General features: G+C 69.2%; 21 protein-coding genes. 7 read left to right on the forward strand and 14 right to left on the reverse strand.

Annotated features, from left to right (window positions below):
• Nucleotides 1–116: 116 nt before the first annotated feature.
• The 6 genes from hutI to AC1RRW_RS05315 are packed head-to-tail and all read left to right on the forward strand — an operon-like array spanning nt 117 to nt 6012.
• Nucleotides 117–1283 (forward strand): imidazolonepropionase, encoded by a 1167-nt coding sequence (gene hutI / locus AC1RRW_RS05290; protein WP_492899839.1) that lies wholly within the window; start codon nt 117–119, stop codon nt 1281–1283.
• Entirely contained in the window at nt 1280–2815 is a 1536-nt protein-coding gene (gene hutH, locus AC1RRW_RS05295; RefSeq protein ID WP_492899498.1) for a histidine ammonia-lyase, read from the forward strand. Before hutI ends, hutH begins: the two co-directional genes overlap by 4 nt.
• A complete protein-coding gene (hutG, locus tag AC1RRW_RS05300) occupies nt 2812–3621 on the forward strand; it encodes an N-formylglutamate deformylase (RefSeq protein ID WP_492899499.1) in 810 nt (269 codons plus the stop codon). The genes hutH and hutG overlap by 4 nt, the downstream gene beginning before the upstream one ends.
• The gene (hutU, locus tag AC1RRW_RS05305) at nt 3618–5288 is read left to right on the forward strand and encodes a urocanate hydratase (RefSeq protein ID WP_492899500.1); all 1671 of its coding nucleotides are present in this window, start codon (nt 3618–3620) and stop codon (nt 5286–5288) included. Before hutG ends, hutU begins: the two co-directional genes overlap by 4 nt.
• 56 nt (nt 5289–5344) lie before the next feature.
• Entirely contained in the window at nt 5345–5611 is a 267-nt protein-coding gene (locus AC1RRW_RS05310; RefSeq protein WP_492899501.1) for a type II toxin-antitoxin system Phd/YefM family antitoxin, read from the forward strand.
• Nucleotides 5608–6012 (forward strand): type II toxin-antitoxin system VapC family toxin, encoded by a 405-nt coding sequence (locus AC1RRW_RS05315; protein WP_492899502.1) that lies wholly within the window; start codon nt 5608–5610, stop codon nt 6010–6012. Before AC1RRW_RS05310 ends, AC1RRW_RS05315 begins: the two co-directional genes overlap by 4 nt.
• Nucleotides 6013–6033: 21 nt before the next feature.
• Here the strand turns inward: AC1RRW_RS05315 and AC1RRW_RS05320 are convergent, their stop codons facing one another.
• The 5 genes from AC1RRW_RS05320 to AC1RRW_RS05340 form a co-directional block, all read right to left on the reverse strand.
• A complete protein-coding gene (locus AC1RRW_RS05320) occupies nt 6034–7761 on the reverse strand; it encodes a 2-hydroxyacyl-CoA lyase (RefSeq protein ID WP_492899503.1) in 1728 nt (575 codons plus the stop codon).
• 183 nt (nt 7762–7944) lie between these two features.
• Entirely contained in the window at nt 7945–9504 is a 1560-nt protein-coding gene (locus AC1RRW_RS05325) for an AMP-binding protein (RefSeq protein WP_492899504.1), read from the reverse strand.
• Between the two features lie 233 nt (nt 9505–9737).
• Nucleotides 9738–10523: an ABC transporter ATP-binding protein gene (locus AC1RRW_RS05330; protein ID WP_492899505.1), complete on the reverse strand. Its 786-nt coding sequence runs from the start codon at nt 10521–10523 to the stop codon at nt 9738–9740.
• On the reverse strand, nt 10520–11293 hold the full coding sequence (locus AC1RRW_RS05335) for an ABC transporter permease (RefSeq protein WP_492899506.1): 774 nt from the start codon (nt 11291–11293) through the stop codon (nt 10520–10522). Before AC1RRW_RS05335 ends, AC1RRW_RS05330 begins: the two co-directional genes overlap by 4 nt.
• A gap of 187 nt (nt 11294–11480) precedes the next feature.
• Nucleotides 11481–12446 carry an ABC transporter substrate-binding protein gene (locus tag AC1RRW_RS05340; RefSeq protein ID WP_492899507.1) on the reverse strand — a complete coding sequence of 322 codons (966 nt, stop codon included), beginning with the start codon at nt 12444–12446 and terminating at the stop codon, nt 11481–11483.
• Between the two features lie 246 nt (nt 12447–12692).
• On the opposite strand from AC1RRW_RS05340, the gene AC1RRW_RS05345 reads away from it, so the two are divergent.
• Nucleotides 12693–14249: an acetolactate synthase large subunit gene (locus AC1RRW_RS05345; RefSeq protein WP_492899508.1), complete on the forward strand. Its 1557-nt coding sequence runs from the start codon at nt 12693–12695 to the stop codon at nt 14247–14249.
• A gap of 37 nt (nt 14250–14286) precedes the next feature.
• Here the strand turns inward: AC1RRW_RS05345 and AC1RRW_RS05350 are convergent, their stop codons facing one another.
• The 9 genes from AC1RRW_RS05350 to AC1RRW_RS05390 form a co-directional block, all read right to left on the reverse strand.
• On the reverse strand, nt 14287–15327 hold the full coding sequence (locus AC1RRW_RS05350; protein WP_492899509.1) for a histone deacetylase family protein: 1041 nt from the start codon (nt 15325–15327) through the stop codon (nt 14287–14289).
• Nucleotides 15328–15418: 91 nt separating this feature from the next.
• Entirely contained in the window at nt 15419–16075 is a 657-nt protein-coding gene (locus AC1RRW_RS05355) for an ATP-binding cassette domain-containing protein (protein WP_492899511.1), read from the reverse strand.
• On the reverse strand, nt 16072–17748 hold the full coding sequence (locus AC1RRW_RS05360; protein ID WP_492899852.1) for an ABC transporter permease: 1677 nt from the start codon (nt 17746–17748) through the stop codon (nt 16072–16074). Before AC1RRW_RS05360 ends, AC1RRW_RS05355 begins: the two co-directional genes overlap by 4 nt.
• Nucleotides 17748–18353, reverse strand: coding sequence for a TIGR04282 family arsenosugar biosynthesis glycosyltransferase (locus AC1RRW_RS05365; RefSeq protein ID WP_492899512.1), 606 nt, complete (start codon nt 18351–18353; stop codon nt 17748–17750). Before AC1RRW_RS05365 ends, AC1RRW_RS05360 begins: the two co-directional genes overlap by 1 nt.
• Before the next feature lie 3 nt (nt 18354–18356).
• The gene (locus tag AC1RRW_RS05370; RefSeq protein ID WP_492899513.1) at nt 18357–19052 is read right to left on the reverse strand and encodes a TIGR04283 family arsenosugar biosynthesis glycosyltransferase; all 696 of its coding nucleotides are present in this window, start codon (nt 19050–19052) and stop codon (nt 18357–18359) included.
• A gap of 33 nt (nt 19053–19085) precedes the next feature.
• Complete coding sequence (locus tag AC1RRW_RS05375; protein ID WP_492899514.1) at nt 19086–20318, reverse strand: ABC transporter substrate-binding protein; 1233 nt, start codon at nt 20316–20318, stop codon at nt 19086–19088.
• A 46-nt stretch (nt 20319–20364) separates the two neighbouring features.
• Nucleotides 20365–21432 (reverse strand): radical SAM/SPASM domain-containing protein, encoded by a 1068-nt coding sequence (locus AC1RRW_RS05380; RefSeq protein ID WP_492899515.1) that lies wholly within the window; start codon nt 21430–21432, stop codon nt 20365–20367.
• 55 nt (nt 21433–21487) lie between these two features.
• A complete protein-coding gene (locus AC1RRW_RS05385) occupies nt 21488–22105 on the reverse strand; it encodes a TetR/AcrR family transcriptional regulator (RefSeq protein WP_492899516.1) in 618 nt (205 codons plus the stop codon).
• A gap of 169 nt (nt 22106–22274) precedes the next feature.
• Nucleotides 22275–23453: an acyl-CoA dehydrogenase family protein gene (locus AC1RRW_RS05390; RefSeq protein ID WP_492899518.1), complete on the reverse strand. Its 1179-nt coding sequence runs from the start codon at nt 23451–23453 to the stop codon at nt 22275–22277.
• Nucleotides 23454–23584: the final 131 nt, after the last annotated feature.

Here is a 23584-nt window from a genome sequence, read left to right on the forward strand (position 1 = left end):
TGCAAATGGATATTGTATCAGGCACCGGAGATTGTCGAGGGAAAACGCGGGTGACCCAGCGGCGCGACGACATCCTGATCTGCGACCGGCTCTGGAGCAACGCCCGGCTGGCGACGATGGCGCAGGGCGCGGTCCAGCCCTATGGCGCGATCGATGACGGCGTGGTCGCGGCCCGCGACGGCCGGATCGTCTATGCCGGGCCGCGGGCAAAAGCGCCGCGCCTCGACGCCGCCGAGACGGTCGATTGCGGCCGGCGCTGGATCACGCCCGGCCTGATCGACTGCCATACCCACCTCGTTCATGGCGGCGACCGCGCCCATGAATTCGAGTTGCGCCTGCAGGGCGCGAGTTATGAGGAGATCGCGCGGGCCGGAGGCGGCATCCTCTCCACCGTGACCGCAACACGGGCGGCAAGCGAGGCCGAGCTCTTCGCCGGCGCCGACAGGCGTCTGTCCGCGCTGCTGGCCGAGGGCGTCACCACCGTCGAGATCAAGTCCGGCTACGGGCTGGAGATCGCCGCCGAGACGAAATGCCTGCGCGTGGCGCGCCGGCTCGGGCGCGAGCGTCCGGTCGGCGTGAGCACCACATTCCTCGGCGCGCATGCGATCCCGCCCGAGTTCAAGGGCCGTTCGGGCGAGTATGTCGACCTCGTCGCCGGGCCGATGCTCGACGCGGTGGCGGACGGCGATCTCGCCGACGCGGTCGATGTCTTCTGCGAGGGCATCGCATTTTCGCCCGACGAGACGGCGCGCGTCTTCGCCGCCGCCAAGGCCAGAGGCCTGGCGATCAAGATCCACGCCGAACAGCTCTCGAATCTCGGCGGCGCGGCGCTGGCCGCCGGCCAGGGCGCGCTCTCGGCCGACCATCTCGAATATCTCGACGAGGCGGGCGTCATCGCCATGAAACAGGCCGGCACGGTCGCGGTGATCCTGCCCGGCGCCTTCTACTTCCTGCGCGAGACGCAAAAACCGCCGATCGAGCTGCTGCGCCGGCATGGCGTGCCGATCGCGCTGGCGACCGACGCCAATCCCGGCTCCTCGCCGCTGACCTCGCCGCTTCTGGTGCTCAACATGGCCTGCACATTGTTCCGCCTGACGCCGGAGGAGGCGCTGGCCGGGCTGACGCGCCATGCCGCGCAGGCGCTCGGCCTCGAGGACGAAGTCGGCACGCTGGAGGCCGGCAAGCGCTGCGACCTCGCGATCTGGGAGATCGAACGCCCGGCCGAGCTCGCCTACCGCATCGGCTTCAACCCGCTTCACGCCCGCATCTGGAACGGCCAATGACCGCACCTCTGCTGTTGTCTCCCGGCCAGGCCGCGCTCACCGACTGGCGCGCCGTTCTCGATGGCTCCACGGTCACGCTCTCGCTGGCGAGCGCGCAAGCCATCGCGGCCGCGCAGGCGATCGTCGACGACATCGTCGCGGCCGGCACCGTCACCTATGGCGTCAACACCGGCTTCGGCAAGCTCGCCAGCGTGCGCATCGCCGACTCCGACCTCGCGACGCTCCAGCGCAACCTCATCCTGTCGCATGCGGTCGGGACCGGCCCTGCCCTGCCCGACAGCGTGGTGCGGCTGATCCTCGCCATGAAGGCGGCGAGCCTGGCGCGCGGCGCGTCGGGCGTGCGCGCGATCGTGGTCGAGGCGCTGGTCGGGGCGCTGAAGGCCGATGCGCTGCCGGTCGTTCCGGCCAAGGGCTCGGTCGGCGCGTCGGGCGATCTCGCGCCGCTCGCCCATCTCACCGCCGCGCTGATGGGCGTCGGCGAGATCAGGCTGAACGGCGTCGTCATTCCGGCGTCCGAGGCGCTGGCGCGGATCGGCCAGGCCCCGCTGGCGCTCGGCGCGAAGGAAGGCCTCGCGCTGATCAACGGCACGCAGGTCTCGACGGCGATCGCCCTTGCCGCGCTCAGCCAGATCGGCCGCGTCTTCGACGCGTCGCTGGTCGCGGGCGCGCTGACCGTCGATGCGCTGAAAGGCTCCGACACGCCGTTCGACCCGCGCATCCAGGCGCTGCGCGGGCAGCCCGGCCAGATTCGCGTCGCCGCGATCCTGCTCGATCTGATCGCCGGCAGCGAAATCCGCGAAAGCCACCGCTTCGGCGACAGCAAGGTGCAGGACCCCTATTCGCTGCGCTGCCAGCCGCAGGTGATGGGCGCGGTCGGCGATCTCTTGCGAAACGCCGCGACGACGCTCGCGATCGAGGCCAACGCGGTCACCGACAATCCGCTGGTGCTGGGGCCGGGCGAGATCGTTTCCGGCGGCAACTTCCATGCGGAGCCCGTCGCCTTCGCCGCCGACATGCTGGCGATCGGGCTGTGCGAGATCGGCAACCTCTCGGAGCGGCGCATGGCGCTGCTGGTCGATCCGGCGATGAGCGGGCTGGCGCCCTTCCTGGCTCGCGACGCCGGGCTGAACTCCGGCTTCATGATCGCGCAGGTGACGGCGGCCGCGCTGGCCTCCGAGAACAAGCAGAAGGCCTATCCGGCCTCGGTCGACACGATCCCGACCTCGGCCAACCAGGAGGACCATGTCTCGATGGCGACGCATGGGGCGTATCGCCTGCTCGACATGGCGCGCAATGCCGCCGGCATCGTCGCGGTCGAACTGATGGCGGCGGCGGAGGCGATCGAGCATCACCGCCCGATGAGGACGAGCCCGCGGCTGGAGCCGGTGCTGGCGCTGCTGCGAAGCAAGATCGCGCCGCTGGAGGCGGACCGTTACCTCGCGCCGGATCTGGCGGCGGCGACCGAGTTCGTGCTGTCGGGCACGGTCGGAGAGGCGGCGGGTCTGGACGGGTTCGCGGAGTTGTCCGCATGACGGCCGACATCGTCGCCGTGACGCGCGGCCCCTCCCCGCTGATCCTCTCGATGCCGCATCCCGGCACCAGGATTCCGCCCGAGGTCCACGCCACGCTCAACGACCGCGGCCGACTCGTCGAGGACACCGACTGGCACATGCGCCAGCTCTACGCCTTCGCGGAACGCTTCCAGCCGACGATCGTCGAGGCGCGGCTCTCGCGCTACGTCATCGACCTCAACCGCGACCCGTCCGGCATCTCGCTCTATCCCGGCCTGGCGACGACCGAACTCGTCCCGACCACGACCTTCGACGGCGCGCCGATCTGGACGACGCCGCCTGACGCAGCCGAGATCGAGCGGCGGCGCGAGACCTATTTCCAGCCCTGTCACGACGCGCTCGTCGCCGAGATCGCGCGGGTCAAGGCCGCCCATGGCTACGCGTTGCTCTGGGACTGCCATTCGATCAAATCGGTCATCCCGCGCCTGTTTCCCGGCACGCTGCCGACGCTCAACCTCGGCACCAATTCGGGCGCGAGCTGCGCACCTGCGGTGGAGCACGCCGCCGTCGCGGCGATGGCCGGCCAGCCCGTCACGCAGGTCGCCAACGGCCGCTTCAAGGGCGGCTGGATCACCCGACATTACGGCCGAGCGGCCGAGCATGTGCACGCGATCCAGATGGAGATCGCGCTCAGCGCCTATCTCGTCGACGAAGCGCCGCCCTGGACCTTCGACGCGGCCAAGGCCGCCACGCTCCAGACCGCCCTGTCCGCCATCATCGCCGCCGCGCTGGACGCAGGCGCCAGCATCGAAAAGGCCAAAGCATGACCCGCATCGACAACAGCCGCGTGATCCGCGCAGCCACCGGCAGCGAGCTTTCGGCCAAGAGCTGGCTGACCGAGGCCCCCTTGCGCATGCTGATGAACAATCTCGATCCCGACGTCGCCGAAAAGCCGGGCGAGCTCGTGGTCTATGGCGGCATCGGCCGCGCCGCCCGGACCTGGGAGGATTTCGACCGGATCTGCGCCAGCCTGCGCTCGCTCGAGGCCGACGAGACGCTGCTGGTGCAGTCCGGCAAGCCGGTCGGCGTCTTCCGGACGCATGCGGACGCGCCGCGCGTGCTGATCGCCAATTCCAACCTCGTCCCGGCCTACGCCAATTGGGAGCATTTCCATCAGCTCGATAAGGCCGGGCTGATGATGTACGGCCAGATGACGGCCGGCTCCTGGATCTATATCGGCACGCAAGGGATCGTTCAGGGCACCTACGAGACCTTCGTCGAGGTCGGCCGGCAGCATTACGGCGGCTCGCTCAAGGGCAAATGGGTGCTGACCGGGGGGCTCGGCGGCATGGGCGGGGCGCAGCCGCTCGCCGCGACCATGGCCGGCGCCTCGATGATCGCGGTCGAGTGCAAGCCGTCGAGCATCGAATTCCGCCTGCGCACCCGCTATCTCGACGAGAAGGCCGACAGCGTCGACGAGGCGCTGAAGATCGTCGAAGCCGCCCATGCCAGGGGCAAGGCCGTCTCGGTCGGCGTGCTCGGCAATGCGGCCGAGGTGTTTCCCGACATGGTGAAGCGCGGCATCAGGCCCGACGTGGTCACCGACCAGACCTCGGCTCACGACCCGCTCAACGGCTATCTCCCGGCCGGCTGGACGCTTGAGCAGTGGGAGGAGCGCAAGGAGCGCGACCCGGCCGGAACTGTCGAGGCGGCGAAACGCTCGATGGCCGAGCATGTCAGGGCGATGCTCGACTTCCACAAGATGGGCGTGCCGACGCTCGACTACGGCAACAACATCCGCCAGATGGCCAAGGACATGGGCGTCGAGAACGCCTTCGACTTCCCCGGCTTCGTGCCGGCCTATATCCGCCCGCTGTTCTGCCGCGGCATCGGGCCCTTCAGGTGGTGCGCGCTCTCGGGCGATCCCGAGGACATCTATCGCACAGACCGGCGCGTGAAGGAGCTGATGCCGGACGACGCGCATCTGCACAACTGGCTCGACATGGCGCGCGAGCGCATCCAGTTCCAGGGCCTTCCCGCCCGCATCTGCTGGGTGGGCTTGGGCGACCGGCACCGGCTCGGTCTCGCCTTCAACGAGATGGTGGCCAGGGGCGAGTTGAAGGGCCCGGTCGTGATCGGCCGCGACCATCTCGATTCAGGCTCCGTCGCCTCCCCCAACCGCGAGACCGAAGCGATGAAGGACGGCTCGGACGCGGTCTCCGACTGGCCGCTGCTGAACGCGCTGCTCAACACCGCATCGGGGGCGACCTGGGTCTCGCTGCATCATGGCGGCGGCGTCGGCATGGGCTATTCGCAGCATTCCGGCATCGTCATCGTCGCCGACGGCACGCCGGAAGCTGCGAAACGGCTCGAGCGCGTGCTCTGGAACGATCCGGCGACAGGGGTGATGCGCCATGCCGACGCGGGTTACGAGATCGCGCGGGACTGCGCGCGGGACAAGGGTTTGCGGCTGCCGGGGATGGGGATCGGTTGACGCGAGCGCAGCCTGGGCCCATCTTGCCGACTGGTCAGACTAGTCAGGATGTCGACATGGCCTGGGCGCTTCAAGATGCCAAGGCGAAATTCAGCGAGGTCGTGAAGCGGGCTCAGACCGAGGGGCCGCAGCACGTCACCGTGCGCGGCGAGCCGGCGGTCGTGGTGATCGCCGAAAGCGAGTTGCAGAGGCTGCGCGATCTTGGGGCCGAGCCTAAAAAAGACATCGTCGCGTTCCTGCTCGAAGGAGAACCATGGCCTGACGATTTCGTCGAACTGGTGAATGCGCGCTCAAAGGACCCTGGCCGCGAGATCGAGTTTTGACACTTCTGATCGATACGAACGTAATCTCGGCGGTGAGACGAAAAGTGCCGCCGGTGATGGCTTGGTATGCGGCGGTCGCGCCCGCGAATGTCCATTTCAGCGTGATCTCGTTCGGTGAAATCCGAAAAGGGATCGAGATCAAGCGGCGGTCCGAGCCTGCTTTCGCCGAGCGCCTGGAGCGCTGGCTGCTGGCACTGCGTAACGACTACCGCGATAACACGCTGCCCGTGACGGACGAGATTGCGTCGGCCTGGGGAGAACTGTCCGCTGGCCGCTCCCGCGGTCCGGCGGACGCCCTCATCGCCGCCACCGCGATCGTCCATGACCTCGCGCTCGTCACGCGCAATACGCGCGATTTCGCCGACTTGCCAGTGAAACTGTTCAACCCTTGGCCTGATTGAGATGCGTTCGCCTGCTGCCCTTCATCCCAGCCCCCGCCGCTTCCGCTCCGCCTCGTCCCAGGCGGTCAGCGCCTGATAATCCGGCACGAAGCCCAGACCTTTCCGCGCATCGGACGACACCACGGTCTGCGAGGTGACGACGTCGACCAGTGCCGGTGCGTTGGCGAGCGCGCGGGTGATGGCGGCCGACAGGTCCTCGGGCCGCTCGACGCGCTCGCCATGGGCGCCGAGCGCGCGCGCCATCCCGGCATAGTCGGAATGCCGCAGCGTGGTGCCGACGACGCGGCCGCCATAGTTCATCGCCTGGTCGAGCCGCTCGATGTTCCAGGCGGCATTGTTGGAGACGATGAAGACGCATTTCGCGCCGTGGCGGACGGCGGTGTCGATCTCCATGGCGTTGAGCCCGAAGGCGCCGTCGCCATTGACCGAGATCACCTGACGGTCCGGGAAGGCAAGCGAGGCCGCCACCGCGAAGGGCACGCCGACGCCGAGGCAGCCGAAGGCGCCGGCGTCCATATAGGTCGAGGCCTCCAGACCGACACGGGCGAAGGAGAGCAGGTCGCCGCCGTCGGCGATGGCGATATGGTCCGGCTCGGCGTGCTCGCGGATCGCGGCGAAGATCGCGGCCGGGTGGATCTTGCCGTCGCTGCCCTTGGTCTCGGCTTTCGTCGGCCGCGAGCGCTCGAGATGGCGCTGGCGCAGGCCCTCGCTCCAGCCGCGATCGACGGCCGGCGCGCGGTTGCCGGCGGCCTCGACCATGGCCGCGAGCGCGAGCGCGGGCGTCGCCAGCAGCTCGGGCGACCCACGGCGATTGTCGATGAGTTCGCCGGTCGAGTCGGCGAGGCGCACGAAGCTGGCGTCCGGGAAGACGGCGGGCGAGCCGTAGCCGAGCTGGTAGTCGAGCTTGCGGCCGATGACGAGGACCGCGTCCGCCTGCGTCATCGCCGCCGCGCGCATCGCACCGACGAAGCCGGCATGGCCGCCCGGGACGAGGCCGCGGCTCTCCTGCGTGTCGAGATAGACCGCGCCGCAGGCGTCGAGCAGCCGGGCGATCTCGGGCCCGGCTCCGCGAGCGCCGCGGCCGGTGACGACGAGCGGGCGCCTGGCGCTCCACAGGACATCGACGGCCTCGGCGATCGCGGCCGGGTCGGGCTCGATCCGGCGCGACGGCTTGGCCGCCATCCACTCTTCGAGGACGAGGTTTTGCGCGACTTGCGTGCGCAGCACGTCGGTCGGGATTTCGAGATAGACCGGGCCGGGCTCGCCGAGATCGCCGAAGGCGCGCGCAACCGCCTCGTCGAACTCGCGGATCACCTGGTCGGCGACGCGCAGCGTGCGGGCCTGCCGGCAGACGGGCTTCAGGATGTCGACATGGGGAATGTCCTGCAGCGGGCCCATATTGGCCTGCGGTCGCGAGGTGCAGCCGCCGATCAGCAGCAGCGGCACGCGGGCGAGCGAGGCGTTGGCCATGCCGGTGACGGTGTTGGTGACGCCGGGGCCGGCCGTGACCATGGCGACGCCGAGCGCGCCCGTCAGCTCGGCATGGGCATGGGCCATGTGGACCGCCGCGCATTCGTGGCGGACATCGACGATGCGGATGCCCAGCCGTGCGAGATGGTCCCAGATCGGCTGGACATGCCCGCCCTGCAGGCCGAAGACGCGGTCGACGCCGCGCGCCCGCAGGAAGCGCGCGATCCATTCGGCGCAGGTGTCGGGCGCGCTGTTGAGGTCGAGGACGGGGTCGGACATGGGGGCTCCGGGGTCACTTGCGATACACGCTGTCATCCGGGCCTTCGCGACGCGAAGAACCCGGAACCCACGACCGGGCGAGCGCAACCGACCGGGCGTCTTCGAAGGTCTTACCCGGTCGGGGGTTCCGGGTTCGCCGCTGCGCGGCGCCCCGGAATGACAAAGTGGTTCCGTGAATCATCCTCACCCTCCGCACATCCGCTCGCGCAGCACGCGATGCAGGATTTTTCCCGTCGCGGTGCGCGGCATCTCGCTCTCGGTCAGGAAGCTGAAGGAGCGCGGGCGCTTGTAGCCGGCGAGGCGCTCGCGGCTCCAGGCGGCTAGGTCGTCCGCGCTGCACGGCGCGCCGGCGTGCAGGACGACGACGGCGTGGACGCGCTCGCCCCATTTCTCGTCGGGGACGCCGATCACGGCGACATCCTGCACCGCCGGGTGCGCGCCGATCGCCGTCTCGACCTCGGAGGGATAGACGTTCTCGCCGCCCGAGATGATCATGTTCTTCTTGCGGTCGACCAGCCAGATATAGCCGTCCGCGTCGCGCCGGGCCATGTCGCCGACGGTGCAGTAGTCGCCGCGAAAGGCCTCGGCGGTTTTCTCGGGCAGCTTCCAGTAGCCGTCGAAGGTGTAGGGGTTGCTCGAATAGAGTTCGCCGGGTTCCCCGTCCGGCGCCTCGTTTCCGGCCTCGTCGAGGATGCGGATCGGAGCCGAGCCGACGCATTCGCGCCCGACCGAGCCGGTGCGCTCGAACTGCTCGTGCGGGTGCAGCATCGTCACCCAGCCCGCCTCGGTCGAGCCGTAGAGCTCGAACAGGCCGGTGTTGCGGAACATCGCCATGATCTCGCGCTTGGTGTCGGGCCGCGCCGGGGCAGAGGAGATCATCAGCCGCGTCACGCGCTCGCAGGGGTTTTCCGCGCGAACCGCCTCGGGCAGCGACAGCATCATGATGTAGTGCGTCGGCACCAGCGAGGTGAAGGTGATGCCGGCCTCGTTCAGCGTGCGCAGCGCATGTTCGGGATCGAAGCTCCTGCGCGAATAGATCGTCGCCGCCGCGCCGGAATAGGCGAAGGAGCCGAAGAAATAGAGCGAGTTGGCGTGGCACATCGGCATGACCAGCAATGCGTCGTCCTGCCGCCGGATCGACAGCTCGATCTCGGTGACGAGCGAGACCATGGCGTTGCCGCGATGGCTGCGGATCGCGCCTTTCGGCTTGCCGGTGGTGCCGGAGGTGTACATCAGCATCCAGGGATCGTCGGGCGCGACGACCGGCTCAGGCTCGCTGTCGGCGGCCTGCGCCAGCAGGGCCTCGTAGTCGCGCCAGCCGGCCGGGCAGGAGACCGCGCCGAAGTGAACGACGCGGTTCCCGCTCACTGGCAGAGCCGACCCGATCTCGGCGACGATGCCGGCGAGATCGCTCTGCACGATCAGCGCCGAGACCTCGGCGTTCTCCAGGATGAAGCTGACTTCCGCCGCGACCAGCCGGAAATTCACCGGCACGGCGACGAGGCCGGCCTTGGCCGTGGCGGCATAGATCTCGGCCCATTCGACGCAGTTATAGGCCAGCACCGCGACACGGTCTCCCTTGCGCAGGCCGAGCCCGAGCAGCGCGTTGGCGAGCCGGCAGGCGCGGGCGTTCCAGAGCGCGTAGTCCATCGACCGTTCGAGATCGCGCACGCCGACACGGTCAGGCCGCAGCCGCGCCTGCGCGGCCAGCACCTCGCCCAGATTCAGCAGACGCCCCGGCATCGTCCCGTCGTCCTCCCGCGACCGCTCATGGCCGGTTCGCCGGCTCTCGACGCCGTATGGCGTCCGCGCGATCAGGACGAAATCATCGACCGAACGCAGCCGGGCATGCAAGCCGGCGGCGACGCATGGCGGGCTATCGCATCCACAACCGGGCCCACATCCCGAGGAGCCGCGACGGCGGCGTCTCGAAGGACGATGGCTGAAGAACCGAAACGCGATCGATTTGGCTCAGCCTAATGCACCTCGGCCGCCAGAACCGCCTCGACCCTGATCTCCTCCACCAGCCGCTCCTTCAGCGCCACGAACTCCGGCGAGGTCTTGATCGTGTAGGGCCGGGGATGGGGCAGATCGACCTTGATGTCGGCCTTGATCCGGCCGGGCCGCGCGCTCATCACCACGACGCGCGAGCCGACGAAGATCGCCTCCTCGATGTCGTGGGTGACGAAGAGCACGGTCTTCCGCTCGCGCTCCCAGATGCCGAGCAGCATCTCCTGCATCAGGGCGCGGGTCTGGTTGTCGAGCGCGCCGAAGGGCTCGTCGAGCAGCAGGATCTTCGGATCGTTGGCGAGCGCTCGCGCGATCGCGGTGCGCTGCTGCATGCCGCCCGAAAGCTGCTTGGGAAAATGCTCCATGAAGCTGCTTAAGCCCACGCGGCCGGCCCAGTCGCGGGCCAGCTCCAGCCGCTGCTTCTCGGGCACGCCCTTCTCGCGCAGGCCGAAGGCGATGTTCTCGACGACGCTGAGCCAGGGGAAGAGCGTGTAGCTCTGGAAGACGAAGCCGCGATCGGCGCCAGGCCCTCCGACGGGCACGCCGTCGAGCAGGATGCGGCCCTCGCTCGCCGTCTCCAGCCCGCCGATGATGCGCAGCAAGGTCGACTTGCCGCAGCCGGAGGGGCCGAGGATGGTGATGAAGTCGTTGTCGGCGACGTTCAGCGTGGTCGGCGTCAGCGCGCGGGTCGGCTGGCCGCCGCGGCTCGCCGGAAAGACCTTTCCGACATTGTCGATGACGAGCTTGCTCACGGCCTTGCCCACGGAAACAGGCGCTGGTTGACCGCCTTGAACAGGAAATCCGAAACGAGCCCGATCAGCCCGATGACGATGATGCCGAAGATGATCTGCCCGGTGTTGAGCAGCGCCTGGCTGTTCGTGATCATGTGGCCGATGCCGGACGACGAGCCGATCAGCTCGGCGACGATGACATAGGTCCAGGCCCAGCCGAGCACGAGCCGGAAGATCTCGGCGATCTCGGGCGCGGCGTTGGGCAGGAGCACCCGTCGCACCACCGAAGCGTCGGTCGCGCCCAGCGTATAGGCGGCGTCGACCAGATCGCGCCGGATGCCGCCGACCGAAACCGCGATCATCAGGATCAGCTGGAAGACCGATCCGATGAAGATGACCAGGAGCTTCTGCGCCTCGCCGAGGCCGGCCCACAGGATCAGCAGCGGGATGAAGGCCGAGGCCGGCAGATAGCGGGCGAAGGAGACGAAAGGTTCGAGCAGCGCCTCGACCGGCTTGTAGGCGCCCATCGCGATGCCGAGCGGCAGCGCCACGATCGCCGCCAGCACGAAGCCGCCGACGACGCGCCAGATCGTCATGCCGATGTCGAAGGCGAAGCCGAACTTGGTCAGCAGGTTCCAGCCCTCGCGGACCATGGTCAGCGGGTCGGCCAGGAACAGCTTCTGGACATAGCCGCCGAAGGTCGCGACCGACCAGACCGCCACGAACAGCGCGAGGAAGGCGAGGCCATAGGCGACGCGGGAGGGCGCGGAGACTGGCTGGAGGGGTTTCATCGGACGTCCAGACGCGGAGACGGAGGCCACGCCTTCCCCGTCATGGTCGGGCTTGTCCCGACCCTCCACGTCTTCGGCTGTCGAGCGCTACGACGAGGACGTGGATGCTCGGCACACGGCCGAGCATGACGAGGTTGAGCGGCTGCACAAGACGCTCGGGACGAGCCCGAGCATGACGCCCGCGGCGTCAGCTCGCGCCGCCGGCGACGTATTTCGTCTCGACCAGGTCCTTCAGCTCGGGCTTGGCCTTGATCAGCCCGATCTCCAGCAGCAGGTCGGCGGCCTTGGCCGAGAAGGCCTGCCATTCGCCCGAGAAGAACGCCTTGTTGCCGGCCGCATCCGACCATTTCAGGAAGGCCGCCGACTTGCCGAAGGCCTCGCCCGACTGCTTCACGTCGGCGCCCATGATGCCGTAGGCCTTGTCCTTGTCCTTGGCGATCATCTCCAGAGCCTCGAAATAGCTCTTGGTCAGCGCCGCGGCGGCCGCGTCGTTGGCGGCGAGGAAGGCCGGGGTGCAGCCGAAAGTGTCCATCACCATCGGATAGTCGAGCGTGGTCGCGATGATCCTGCCGGCGTCCGGCTTGTCGCGCACGGCCGAGAGATAGGGCTCGTAGGTCATCGCCGCGTCGTTCTGGCCGGCGATGAAGGCCTGCGCGGCGGGACCCGGCTCCATGTTGACCACGGTCACGTCCTTCACCGACATGCCGTTCTCCTTGAGGAACCAGGCCAGCGCGAAATAGGGCGAGGTGCCGGGCGCCGAGGCCGCGACCGTCTTGCCCTTGAGATCCTTGATCGAGCCGGTGGCGGTGCGCACCGCCATGCCGTCGGCGCCGTAGCTCTTGTCGAGCTGGAAGATCTGCCTGGTCTTCACGCCGGCCGCGTCCCAGACGATCCAGGTCTCCACCGTGGTGGCGGCGCACTGGATGTCGCCCGAGGCGATGGCGAGATGACGGTCCTTCTGCGGGATCTTCTTGATCGTCACGTCCAGCCCGTTCCTGGCGAAGATGCCGGCCTCCTTGGCCAGCACCAGGGGCGCGAATCCGGTCCAGCCGGAGATGCCGACGGCGACCTTGGTCTGCGCCTGCGCGGCGCCGGAAGCGAGAAGAGCGCCGAGGCCGAGCCCCGCGAGAGCGACGATACGCTTGAATGTCATGAGGCGACCTTTCCCTTGGTGTGATCCGGCATTTTGCGCGACCGGCAGGCCGTCGCAAGGCATTTCCTCCCGGAATGCAACCTTCGTTCCAGCGCAGGTTAAATGCATATGCAAATCCGTCAAGCAGCCGATCAGCGTCGCTGGGGCAGGCGATGAATTTCTCTGGTTTGACACGCCAAGAAACTTCTTCTCCCCTGCTCCCTTCGCGCGCCGCGCCTCATTCGACCAGACCGGGGATTTCCTTCAATGAACGGCGCCGACCGCCTGTGCGACACGCTTCTCGTCAACGATGTCGATGTCTGCTTCGCCAATCCCGGCACCTCCGAAATGCATTTCGTCGCCGCGCTCGACCGCAAGCCGCAGATGCGCTGCGTGCTCGGCCTGTTCGAGGGCGTGGTGACGGGCGCGGCCGACGGCTACGCGCGCATGGCCGACAAGCCGGCCGCGACGCTGCTGCATTGCGGACCCGGCATGGCGAACGCGCTCGCCAACATGCACAATGCGAGGCGGGCCCGCACGCCGATGATCAACGTCGTCGGCGACCACGCGACCTATCATCTCGTCCATGACGCGCCGCTGACCAGCGACATCGAGAGCCTGGCCCGGCCGATGTCGCATTTCGTCCGCCGCATCGCGACGCCGGAGGATGTGGGACCTGCGATCGGCGAGGCCTATGCGGCGGCGATGTCGCTGCCGGGCGTCACCACCGCGATCCTGCCGGCCGACTGCGCCTGGGGCTCGGTCGAGCCGGCGCAGGTCAAGGCGACCGCCGTGCCGGCGCCCAGGACCGTCGCCGCCGGGACCGTGCGCGAGGTCGCGGCCGCGCTGCGCAAGCACGGCGCGCGCGCCGCGCTGCTGATGACAGGCTCGTCGCTGCGCGAGGGGCCGATGGCGATGGCGGCGCGCATCTGCGCGACCACCGGCTGCCGGATGATAGGCCAGATGTCGAACGGGCGCATCGAGCGCGGGGCCGGCCGCGTCGCGCTGCCGAAGGTGCCCTACCCGATCGACATCGCGCTCGGCCAGCTCAAGGACATCGACCTTCTCGTGCTGGTCGGCTCGCAGGTTCCGGTCGGCTTCTTCGCCTATCCCGGCAAGCCCGGGCGGCTGATCCATGACGGCTGCATCGTCACGACGCTGGCCTCGCCCGGCGACGACCTGCCGGGCGCGATCGACGCGCTGGCGGACGAACTCGGCGCGACCAGGGCGGAGCCGGCATTCATCGCGCGGCCCGCGGAGCGCGGGGCGGCCCTGCCGACGGGCGCGCTCGACGCCGACAAGGTCTGCACCATCGTGGCGAGCCTGCTGCCGGAGAACAGCATCATCTGCGACGAGTCGGTCTCGTCGGGCCGCGTCTTCTACCAGCAATGCCACGGCGCGCCGCGGCACGACTACATCCAGCTCACGGGCGGGGCGATCGGCGAGGGCATCCCGCTCGCGATCGGCGCCGCCGTCGCCTGCCCCGACCGGAAAGTCATCGGCGTGCAGGCCGACGGCTCGGGCATGTACACGGTGCAGGGCCTGTGGACGCAGGCGCGCGAGAACCTCGACATCGTCACGGTGATCTTCGCCAACCGGACCTACCAGATCCTGCACGGCGAGATGCGCGCCGTCGGCGTCAACGATTTCGGCCGCAACGCCAGGCAGATGCTGAATTTGGACGAACCGGCGCTCGACTGGGTGATGATGGCGAAGGGCATGGGCGTCGAGGCCGCGCGGGCGACCACGGCGGAGGAGTTCGCCAGATTGTTCAGGGGGGCGTTGGCGCGGAAGGGGCCGTTTTTGATCGAGGCTGTGATCTGAGGTTTTCCCTTCTTCCGCAAGGGCGGAAGGGAAGGCGCTACCTGAACCCCTCCAAAAACGCATCGAGACAGGCGCCGATCGCCTCGATCGCGTAGCCGCCCTCCTGCACCACCAGCGTCGGCAGGCCCATCGCTTTCACCTGGCGGCCGATCGCGCCGAAATCCGCGGCGTCGAGCTCGAGCACGCCGATCGGATCGTCCTTGTGAGCGTCGTAGCCGAGCGCGACCACCAGCGCGTCCGCCCCAAAGCGCCGGATCGCCTCGGCCGCCCGGTCGACCGCCGCGGCCATCTCCGTCCCACCCGCGCCATGGGCCAGCGGCAAATTGAGGTTGAAGCCGTCGCCCGGCCCGTCGCCGCGCTCGTCCTCGTAGCCGGTGAAGAAGGGATAGTAGTTCACCGGATCGGCATGGACCGAGACCGTCAGCACGTCGTCGCGGCGATAGAAGATCTGCTGCGTGCCGTCGCCGTGATGGGCGTCGACATCGAGGATCGCGACCTTGCCGAATTTTTCGCGCAGGCGCTGCGCCGCGATAGCCGAGTTGTTGACGTAGCAGAAGCCGGTGGCGCGGTCGGCGCGGGCATGATGGCCCGACGGGCGGCAGAGCGCATAGGCCGCGCGCTCGCCCGCCAGCACGGCGTCGGCTCCCGCGACGGCGGTCTCGGCCGAGCGCAGCGTCGAGAGCCAGCAATGCTCGCCGACCGGAACCGAGAGATCGCCGAGATACCAGCCGAGCTGGCCCATGATCCCGGTCGGCCGGCAGGGCGGGCGCGCCGCCTCGTCGGTGCGCCCGGACCAGTAGGGGAAGGTGTTGGGCCAGGCTTCCGGCCCGCGCTCGGGCAGTTCGAGCCAGCGCCGCCAGATCGTCTCCAGGAAGGTGACGAAACCCTCGCTGTGGACCGCGAGGATCGGCGCCTTGCCATGGGCGGCGGGCAGGTCCGGCGCGATGCCGTGCCGCTCCAGCGCGCCGAGGAGTTGCGCCGTGCGCTCGGGCAGATCCTTGGGCGCGACGATCTGGCCGAAGCGCATATATTGCCGCGGATCGTGAAGGGCCTGGTCGGGGTGGTAGAAGGCTCGCATGCGAAGCTGTCCCGGTCGCGGAATCGAGACCGCAGGCTAGCCCGCGCAGCCGCTCCCTGTCAGCCGCGGCCGGCGCGCGGTCCGCATGCGCTCAGACCAACCGCACGACCGCCCCGTCGGCGGCCTCCGCATCTTGGGGATCATGCGTCACCATCAGCACCGGCAGGCCGCGCAGCCGCGCCTGCTCGAAGACCATGGCGCGGAACGCGCCGCGCAACTGCGCATCGAGCCTGGAGAAGGGCTCGTCCAGCAGGAGCGCGCGCGGCCGCGACAGCAGCACCCGCATCAGCGCGACGCGGGCGCGCTGTCCGCCCGACAGGGTCGCCGGATCGCGCGCGCCGAATCCGGCGAGGCCCGCATCAATGAGCGCGGCCTCGGCCAGAGCCAATCTCTCCACGCGGCTCGCGACCTCGGAGGGGATGCCGAACAACAGGTTGCCCGCCACCGAGAGATGCGGAAACAGCAGGTCGTCCTGGAAGAGCAGGCCGATGCGCCGCCGCTCGGGTTTTTCGCGCGTGACGTCGACGCCGCCGACCACGACCGCGCCTTCGGCCTTGAAGACGTGGTGGTCGAGGAAGCCGGCGACGAAGGCGAGCAGGCTCGACTTGCCCGAGCCGCTCGGCCCCATCACGGTCGCGACCGCGCCCGGCGCGATGACGAGATCGAGCCGCTCCAGCAGCGCGACGCCGCCGAGCCGGATCGTGACGCCGCGCAGGGCGAGCGCGCCGGCGATGGCGTCCTTCGTCATGCCAGGCCCCGGCGGTTGCGGAAGATCAGGCGCGGCAGCGCCAGCGCGAGGCCGTAGCAGAGCAGCGGCGCCAGCGACTGCGCGAAACCGAGCACGCCGATCCTCGCCCGGTCGGCCCCGCTGGCCAACGTCAGCGCCTCCGTCGTGATCGTGGCGACGCGGCCGGCTCCCGCGAAGACGGTCGCGAGATATTGCCCGATGCTCACCGCGACGCCGACCGCGCCGGCGACGAGGATCGGCCGCAGCAGGATCGGCAGCTTGACCGCGAAGAGGACACGGGTCGGCGAAGCCCCGAGGCTGGCGGCGCTCCTGGCATAGCGCGGATCGAGCGCCCGCCACGGATCGGCGAGGCTCAGGAAGACATAGGGCAGCACGAAGACGAGATGCGCCCAGACGACGGCGAGCATGGTCCCGTCGAGCGCTAAGCGCACCAGCGCCACCTGCAGGCCGAACAGGAAGGCGATCTGCGGCACGAGCAGCGGCAGGTAGAGCAGCCAGAGCACGCCGTTGCCGGGCTTTCTCGCGCGCCGCGATTCATGTTCGAGGCAGCCCAGGCAGAGGATGAGGGCGATCAGCGTCGAGGCCGCGGCGATGAGCGCCGTGGTCAGCAGGCTCGCCCGCAGCCGCTCCGAGCCCCCAGTCCATGCGTCGAGGCTCCAGCTTCGCGGCAGCGCGGCCGAAAAGGGCCAGCTCGCGGCGAAGGACCAGAGCGCCAGCGCCAGCAGCGCGAGCAGGCCGCCCGCCAGCACGGCGGCCATCGGCGCCGCGACGAGCGGCAGAAGCCAGTCGCCCGCGCCGGAGCGGCGGCCGCGTTCGAGCCAGAACCGCCCTCCCCGCGCCAGCCCGAATTCGACCCCGCGACAGATCAGGAGACCCGTGACGACGAGGCCGAGCTGGAGCATGCCGGCGGCCGCCGCCGGCAGATACTGCGCGAGGTCGTAATCGGAGAACCAGCGCGCCGCGAGCACCGCCAGCGGCGGCGGGTTGCCCGGTCCCAGAACCAGCGCCTGATCGACCACCGACAGCGAATAGGCGACGACGGCGTAGAAAGGCAAACGGATCTGAGGCCAGAGCCGCGGCAGCACGAGCTTGAGCCAGGCGGTGCCGCGCGCATAGCCCATGGCGCGGGCGCAGGCGAGCAGGCGCTGCGCCGGCGCCTGGCCCAACGCGGCGGTCAGAGCGATGGCGAGATAGGGGATTTCCTTGGTCATCAGCCCGGCGACGAGGCTGAGCCCGTAAGGGTCGCGGATGGTGACGAGGTCGCCGGGCGGCCGCGTCCATCCGGTCAGCTCCGGCGAGATCAGCCGGACGATCCAGCCGGAAGGCGCGAGCAGGAAGGCGAGCCCGAGCGCGATCGCGGCATGGGGCGAGGCGAGAAGCGGCGTCAGCGCGGCCTGAACGCGGGCGAACCAGCGCGTGCCAGACAAGGTCGCGACGAGCGAGACGGCTCCCGCGAGCGAAAGCAGGCTCGCGAGCGCGCCGACGCTCAACGTCAACCTGAGCGCCGAGCCGAAGCCCGGCCAGTCGAACAGGCTGCGCCAGGGCGCGAGCGAAAATCCGTTCGCGCCGATCGCCGGCAGATAGCCGACGGCCGGCAGGAGCGTCCCGGCGAGCCCGACCGCGACCGGCGCGAGGAACAAGAAGAGCGTTATCGGCGGGATCAGCCGCGACATCAGCGCGCTCCGACCGGGACCGGAAGCGCGCGCCAGCGCCGCCAGCCGGCCGCGCCGTCCACATCGGACAGGGTTTCGATCTCCGCGACGCGGCTGCCGCCGAGGCTCGCCCGGCTGTCGGCGAGCGCATGCTCGCTCGACCAGCGCACATCCCGGAACAGTCCGGCCGGGCGGTGGCCGGCGCGCAGGCCCACGAGCCAGTAGCCGCCATCCTCGGCCGGGCCGAAGACGGCGTCGTGCCCGCGCAAGGCGGCGAAGGCCGCCGCGACATGGCGGGCGGCGATGCCGGGGATGTCCGATCCGATCAGCACGACAGGACCATGGGGCGCTTGCGCGAACTGGTCCAGCATGCGTCGACCGAGATCGCCGGAGCATTGCGGACGACGCGCGAGCCGCGCCGGCCAGAAGCGGGCGATGGCGGCGCGCGGCGGATCGACCGACAGCACCGTCTCCCAGCGCGGATCGCGTGCGACGCGACGCAGCAGGGCCGCCGTCGCCGCGCGATAGAAGCGCGACGCCTCGACGGCGCCGATTTCACGGGCGAGACGCGTCTTGGCGCGCCCCATGACGGGGGCCTTGACCATGATGATCAGCGTCCGGCGCATCGCTCAGCCATACAGCCTTGCGATCAGGCGCGGCGGGACGCCGGCGAAGAACAGCGACAGGCAGGTCAGGTTGCGCAGCGAGCGTCGGAGGTAGCCGTCGCGGCGGTAGCGCGCGGCGCTGGTCACGGCGCGGTGGTCGAGGATCGTCAGACGCGGCCGGCCGATGCGGCGGACGGAATCGACATCCTCCATCAGCGGGATCGGCCGGAAGCCGCCGAGTTGGTCATGGAGTTTCCGCGAGATCAGCAGGCCCTGATCGCCATAGGGCAGGCCGAGCCGGCGGCAGCGCCAGGCGACCATGCGTTCGAGCCGGCGGGCGGCCGGCGCGGCGTCGTCAAGCGCGAAGGCGAAGGCGGCGGCGTGACCCTCGCCCTTCGCGGCGATGAAGCCGGTCACCGCCACCTCCCAGCCGGGATCGAGACGGGTGTCGGCATGGAGGAACAGCAGCCAGTCGCCCTGCGCGGCCTGCGCGCCGAGGGCGAGTTGCTGGCCGCGACCTGGCGGGCCGGTGACGACATGAGCGCCGGCGGTTTGCGCGATCGCGATGCTGTCATCGCCCGAGCCGCCGTCGCCGACGATGATTTCCATGACGAGCCCGCTGGCGCGGGCGGCGTCGAATTGGGCGAGGGCGGCGGGCAATGACGCGGCAGCGTTCAGCGTCGGGATGACCACGCTGAGCGCGACGGGCCTTTCCGTCATTGCGAGGAGCGCGGCGACGAAGCAATGACGGGATCACCGCACATAGCGCCTCTCCCACTCCGTCGTGATACGGGTCATCCAGGCGGGGTGCGGCTCGGGCAGGACCGTCCCAAGCTCGGCATTGGTCGGCAGCGCCGGCACGCCCTCGGGACGCGCGAACAGGGCGCGGCTCGTCGCCGGCACCTTGTCGAGGTCGAGCACGGTGAAATTGCCCATGTGGCGCGGGTCCTGGGCACGGGCCTGGGTCGCCGGTTCGAGCAGGAAGTTCGAGACCGCCATGGCGGCCTCCGCGTTGGCGGCGTTGTAAGGAATCGCCACGAAGGAGGTGTTGCCGATGGTTCCGCGCTCCAGCACGAAGACGCGCGCACTTTCGGGCAGTTGCCGGTTGGCGATGCCGGTCGCGGCCTCGGCCGGGCTGAACGAGATGTAGAAGTCGATCTCGCCGTCGACGAGAAGCTGGCGCTGGGCCGGGCCGGTCTCGGGGAACTCCCGGCCCTGCCGCCAGAGATTCGGGCGGAGTTCGTCGTACCAGGCCCAGAGCGGGGCGGTCGTCGCCGCGAAGCCGGCATCGTCCGGCGCCATGTCCAGGATTTCAGGATTGGGCGCCAGTTCGTAGAGCGCCTGCTTCAGAAAGGTCGAGCCGAGGAAGTTGCGGATCGTCGGGTGGGTCAGCCGGCCGGGATTGGCCTTGGCCCAGGCGATCATCGCCGGGACGGAGCGCGGCAGGCTGGGCGCCGGGGTGCGGGCGCCGTCATAAAGGAACACCACCTGCGCCATGCGCCAGGGCGTGGCGAGGCCCTCCACCGGCACGGTGAAATCGACGATGTTGGAGCGCTTCTTCGTGGTGTCGACGAAGGCCCAGTTCGGCAGCGCCTCGACATAGGGGCCGTAGAGCAGCTTCTGCTGCTTCATCGCCAAAAAGTTCGGGCCGTTGATCCAGATCAGGTCGACGCTGCCGCCGGTTTGGCGGCCGGCCTGTTTCTCCGCCACCACGCGCGTCACGGCCTCGGCGGTGTCGCGCAGGCGGACGTGGTTGATCGTCACGCCGTAAGCCTTGCTCACCTCCTGCCCGACCCAGGCGATGAAGCCGTTGGTGCGCTCGTCGCCGGCCCAGGCGTTCCAGTAGACGGTCTGGCCCTTCGCCTTGGCGAGGATCGCCGGCCAGTCGGCGGCGGAGATCGGCCTGGATTGCGCGAAGGCGGGACCGATCAGCCCCGATGCGCCGGCTGCTGCGGCGAGGCGAAGCGTGTCGCGGCGGGTGATCATGGCATCGTTCCTGTCGTCGTGGTCATGATAGTTGCGTCAAATCAAATCACTCCGCCGCAACCCTGCGCACGCCGCCCAACCGCTCCTCGCGGATGCGGGCGATCACCGGCCCCAGCACCTCCTCGTGGAAACGGTCGCAGCCGATGCAGAGGTTGCGATACTCGCCGCCCTTGGGCCGCGCCGTCTGGGACTTGGCGAGATAGGTGTCGAGACTCCAGCCGTGCCGGAGCCCCATGCGCTCTGGATGGCCGGCATTGATCGCCTCGAAGACCGGGTGGCCGACCAGCGAATCGAGGATGCCCTCGAGCGGCTCCTCGGTCAGGTCGCCGATCGGCAGCCTGGTCTTCATGCAGCAGGGATAGACATCGCCGGCCGCGTCGATCGCGACCTCCGAGCCGGAATAGCGGTGGTTCAGGAAATTCAGCCCGCCCGACCAGCGGTTGCAGAAGTTGTCGGCCATGGTCGCGGTCGAAAGGCCGTTCCGCCAGGCCCTGCCGCGCGGCCAGAGCTTGCCGATCCAGGCGTCCGGCGTCGCGCCGAAGAAGGAGAACAGCGGGCCGTCCTCCTCGTGCCATTTGCGGGTCTGGTACTGCAGACCGGAGCGCTGCATGCCCGCGGCCTCGAACCACCCGACCAGTCGCGCCTGCAGCGGGTCGCGCTTCGCGCCTTCCAGCCCGACATGGAAATCGTCCATGCCGGCGACCGAGATCATCCAGACGCCGCGTTCGACGAGCTCGTGGATGATCTTTTCGGTGACGAGATCGCCGGTGGTCTGGACCACGACATTGACGCCGCCGCGTCCGGCATAGCGATCGCGCAGCGCCTCCAGCAGCGGATAGAGCGCGGGCTCGCGGATCGCGTCGATCAGCACCTCGCCGCCCGACAGAACGATCCGCCCGCGTCGCTCCCGCCAGCCGCCACCGGGAACCGGCTGCTCAAGATCGAGATAGGTCATGGTCGCGGGCAGGTTCTCCAGCACGCGCGGCCAGTTCTGCATGGTCTGGCCGACGACGTCGCCGAGCGCGTTGCGGACATAGGGGCGGAACCTGTCCTCGTAGCAATGCACGCATTTGCGGTGGCAGGCCCAGGTGATGGACCAGTAGATCGATTCCATGCCGGCTCCGTCGCGAGACTGATACCGCATCACAGCATGGACGGAGCCGAAATGGCTACGGTTTCACACCATCGTTATGCGGCGCGATCAGCGCCGTGAATTCGCGCGCCAGTTCCGCCGCGTCGAAGCGGCCGGGGCGCTGCCAGTCGATCGAGCCGTTGAGCGCCCCGAGCAGGAAGTAGCGCAGGGTCTCGGCCGAGCGCTCGGGCGCGAGCACGCCGGCCGCCTGCATCTGCGCGATCAGCCCGCGCCAGACCTCCTCATAGCCGCGCCTGACCCGGCGCACGCTGTCGGGCGCGGGAATCGCGCCGAAGCTGAAGGCCTTGATGCTGGCGGAGGTGTAGTCGCTGTTCCCGTGCAGCGCGGTGAGATGGGCCGCGATCGCGGCCTCCAGCCGTTTGCGCGGCGCGGCGTCGGCAGTGTCGGCGAGCGCCTGCGAGACCGCTTCATGGACGAAGCGGACGCCGTCATTGGCGACGGCCTCGACGATCTCCTCCTTGGAGGCGAAATGGTAATACAGGCTCGCCTTGCGGATGCCGACCGCCTCGGCGACCTCGCGCAGAGTGGTCTGGTGATAGCCGCCCGAGCGCAGCAGCCGCGCGGCGGTGTCGAGGATGAGCCGGCGCGAGCCGGATTCGGCTGGGTCGCGGGCCGGTTTCTCGACGGCGCTCATGCCGCCCCCCTGTCATTCCGGAGCGGCCCGCGGGGCCGAACCCGGAATTCACGTCCGGCCGGGCCGCGAAGCAAGGCAACGGCCAAGGCGAGATGGAAAATAAGGGTCCCACCCGGTCGTGGCTTCCGGGTTCTTCGCTGGCGCGAAGCCCCGGAATGACAAAGGATCGTCACAGCCGCTTCGCGACCTCTTCCAGCATCACCTCGGTCGCGCCGCCGCCGATCGACTGGACGCGGGCGTCGCGGGTCATGCGCTCGATCGTGCTCTCGCGCATGAAGCCCATGCCGCCATGGAACTGCAGGCAGGCATACATGACCTCGTTGACCAGTTCGCCGCAGTAGGCCTTGACCATCGAGACCTCGCGGGTGGCGTCGAAACCCTGCGAATCCAGCCAGGCCGCGTGGTAGACGAGCTGGCGGCCGGCCTCGACCTTGCTCGCCAGCATCGCCAGCTTCTGGCGGATGACCTGCTTGTCCCAGAGCGGCGCGCCAAAGGCCTTTCGCGTGCGGACGTAGTCGAGCGTCAGGTCGATCGCGGCCTGGGCCTCGCCGATCGCCATCGCGCCGATGACGGTGCGCTCGTTCTGGAAATTGCTCATGACCGCGTAGAAGCCGCGGCCTTCCTGCCCGAGGATGTTCTCGGCCGGGATGCGGCAATCCTCGAAGACGAGTTCGGCCGTGTCCGACGAGCGCCAGCCATGCTTGTCGAGCGCGCGCGAGACGCGAAAACCCGGCGTGCCCTTCTCGACCAGGAAGATCGAGACGGACTGCGAGGGTTTCGCCGAAAGGTCGGTCTTGGCGGCGACGCAGTACAAATCCGCATGGACGCCATTGGTGATGAACATCTTGGCGCCGTTCAGCACGTAGTAATCGCCCTCGCGCCGCGCCGTGGTCCGGATGCCCTTCACGTCGGAGCCGGCATCGGGCTCGGTGACGGCGACCGCGACGATCTTCTCGCCCGCGATGATGTCCGGCATGAACTTGTCGCGCTGGGCCTGGCTGCCGGCGTTGAAGAGGTGGACCGAGGCCATGTCGGTGTGGACCAACGCCGTGACCGCGACACCGGAGAAGGTCGAGCGGCCGAGTTCCTCGGCCAGGACCACGGTCGCCATCGTATCCATGTCCGAGCCGCCGTATTCGGACGGATAGCGGATGCCGAAGAAGCCGAGCGCGCCCATGCGCTTCAGCACGTCGCGCGGGACGAAGCCCTGCTCTTCCCAGGCGAGCGCATGCGGCTTGATTTCGGTCTCGACGAAGCGGCGGACCTGATCGCGCAGCGCCTCGTGCTCCTCGGCGAAATAGGGCGAGCGGCGCGGGGCTTCGCCAGAGAGCTTTTCGACTGCCGACATGGCGTTCTCCCTAACTGAACCCGCAGCTTGACCTTAGCGGCGCGCTACGCCTACCTAACGAACGGTAGGTGAATTCGCGGCGACGTTCAACCCGTCATCGCGAGCGTAGCCAAGCAATCCGGAGGGGCGGC

The organism is Allobosea sp. GW821-FHT12C12 (genome assembly GCF_058807355.1).

Excerpts from the sequence above, each read along its gene's own strand:
- AC1RRW_RS05385 (WP_492899516.1), bottom strand. The coding sequence starts at position 22,105 with ATGAGCGCCGTCGAGAAACCGGCCCGCGACCCAGCCGAATCCGGCTCG.
- AC1RRW_RS05370 (WP_492899513.1), bottom strand. The coding sequence starts at position 19,052 with ATGACGGAAAGGCCCGTCGCGCTCAGCGTGGTCATCCCGACGCTGAAC.
- AC1RRW_RS05335 (WP_492899506.1), bottom strand. The coding sequence starts at position 11,293 with ATGAAACCCCTCCAGCCAGTCTCCGCGCCCTCCCGCGTCGCCTATGGC.
- hutG (WP_492899499.1), top strand. The coding sequence starts at position 2,812 with ATGACGGCCGACATCGTCGCCGTGACGCGCGGCCCCTCCCCGCTGATC.
- AC1RRW_RS05325 (WP_492899504.1), bottom strand. The coding sequence starts at position 9,504 with ATGCCGGGGCGTCTGCTGAATCTGGGCGAGGTGCTGGCCGCGCAGGCG.
- AC1RRW_RS05390 (WP_492899518.1), bottom strand. The coding sequence starts at position 23,453 with ATGTCGGCAGTCGAAAAGCTCTCTGGCGAAGCCCCGCGCCGCTCGCCC.
- AC1RRW_RS05355 (WP_492899511.1), bottom strand. The coding sequence starts at position 16,075 with ATGACGAAGGACGCCATCGCCGGCGCGCTCGCCCTGCGCGGCGTCACG.
- AC1RRW_RS05320 (WP_492899503.1), bottom strand. The coding sequence starts at position 7,761 with ATGTCCGACCCCGTCCTCGACCTCAACAGCGCGCCCGACACCTGCGCC.
- AC1RRW_RS05375 (WP_492899514.1), bottom strand. The coding sequence starts at position 20,318 with ATGATCACCCGCCGCGACACGCTTCGCCTCGCCGCAGCAGCCGGCGCA.
- AC1RRW_RS05360 (WP_492899852.1), bottom strand. The coding sequence starts at position 17,748 with ATGTCGCGGCTGATCCCGCCGATAACGCTCTTCTTGTTCCTCGCGCCG.
- AC1RRW_RS05350 (WP_492899509.1), bottom strand. The coding sequence starts at position 15,327 with ATGCGAGCCTTCTACCACCCCGACCAGGCCCTTCACGATCCGCGGCAA.
- AC1RRW_RS05345 (WP_492899508.1), top strand. The coding sequence starts at position 12,693 with ATGAACGGCGCCGACCGCCTGTGCGACACGCTTCTCGTCAACGATGTC.
- hutI (WP_492899839.1), top strand. The coding sequence starts at position 117 with ATGGCGCAGGGCGCGGTCCAGCCCTATGGCGCGATCGATGACGGCGTG.
- AC1RRW_RS05310 (WP_492899501.1), top strand. The coding sequence starts at position 5,345 with ATGGCCTGGGCGCTTCAAGATGCCAAGGCGAAATTCAGCGAGGTCGTG.
- AC1RRW_RS05380 (WP_492899515.1), bottom strand. The coding sequence starts at position 21,432 with ATGGAATCGATCTACTGGTCCATCACCTGGGCCTGCCACCGCAAATGC.
- AC1RRW_RS05365 (WP_492899512.1), bottom strand. The coding sequence starts at position 18,353 with ATGCGCCGGACGCTGATCATCATGGTCAAGGCCCCCGTCATGGGGCGC.
- hutU (WP_492899500.1), top strand. The coding sequence starts at position 3,618 with ATGACCCGCATCGACAACAGCCGCGTGATCCGCGCAGCCACCGGCAGC.
- AC1RRW_RS05340 (WP_492899507.1), bottom strand. The coding sequence starts at position 12,446 with ATGACATTCAAGCGTATCGTCGCTCTCGCGGGGCTCGGCCTCGGCGCT.
- hutH (WP_492899498.1), top strand. The coding sequence starts at position 1,280 with ATGACCGCACCTCTGCTGTTGTCTCCCGGCCAGGCCGCGCTCACCGAC.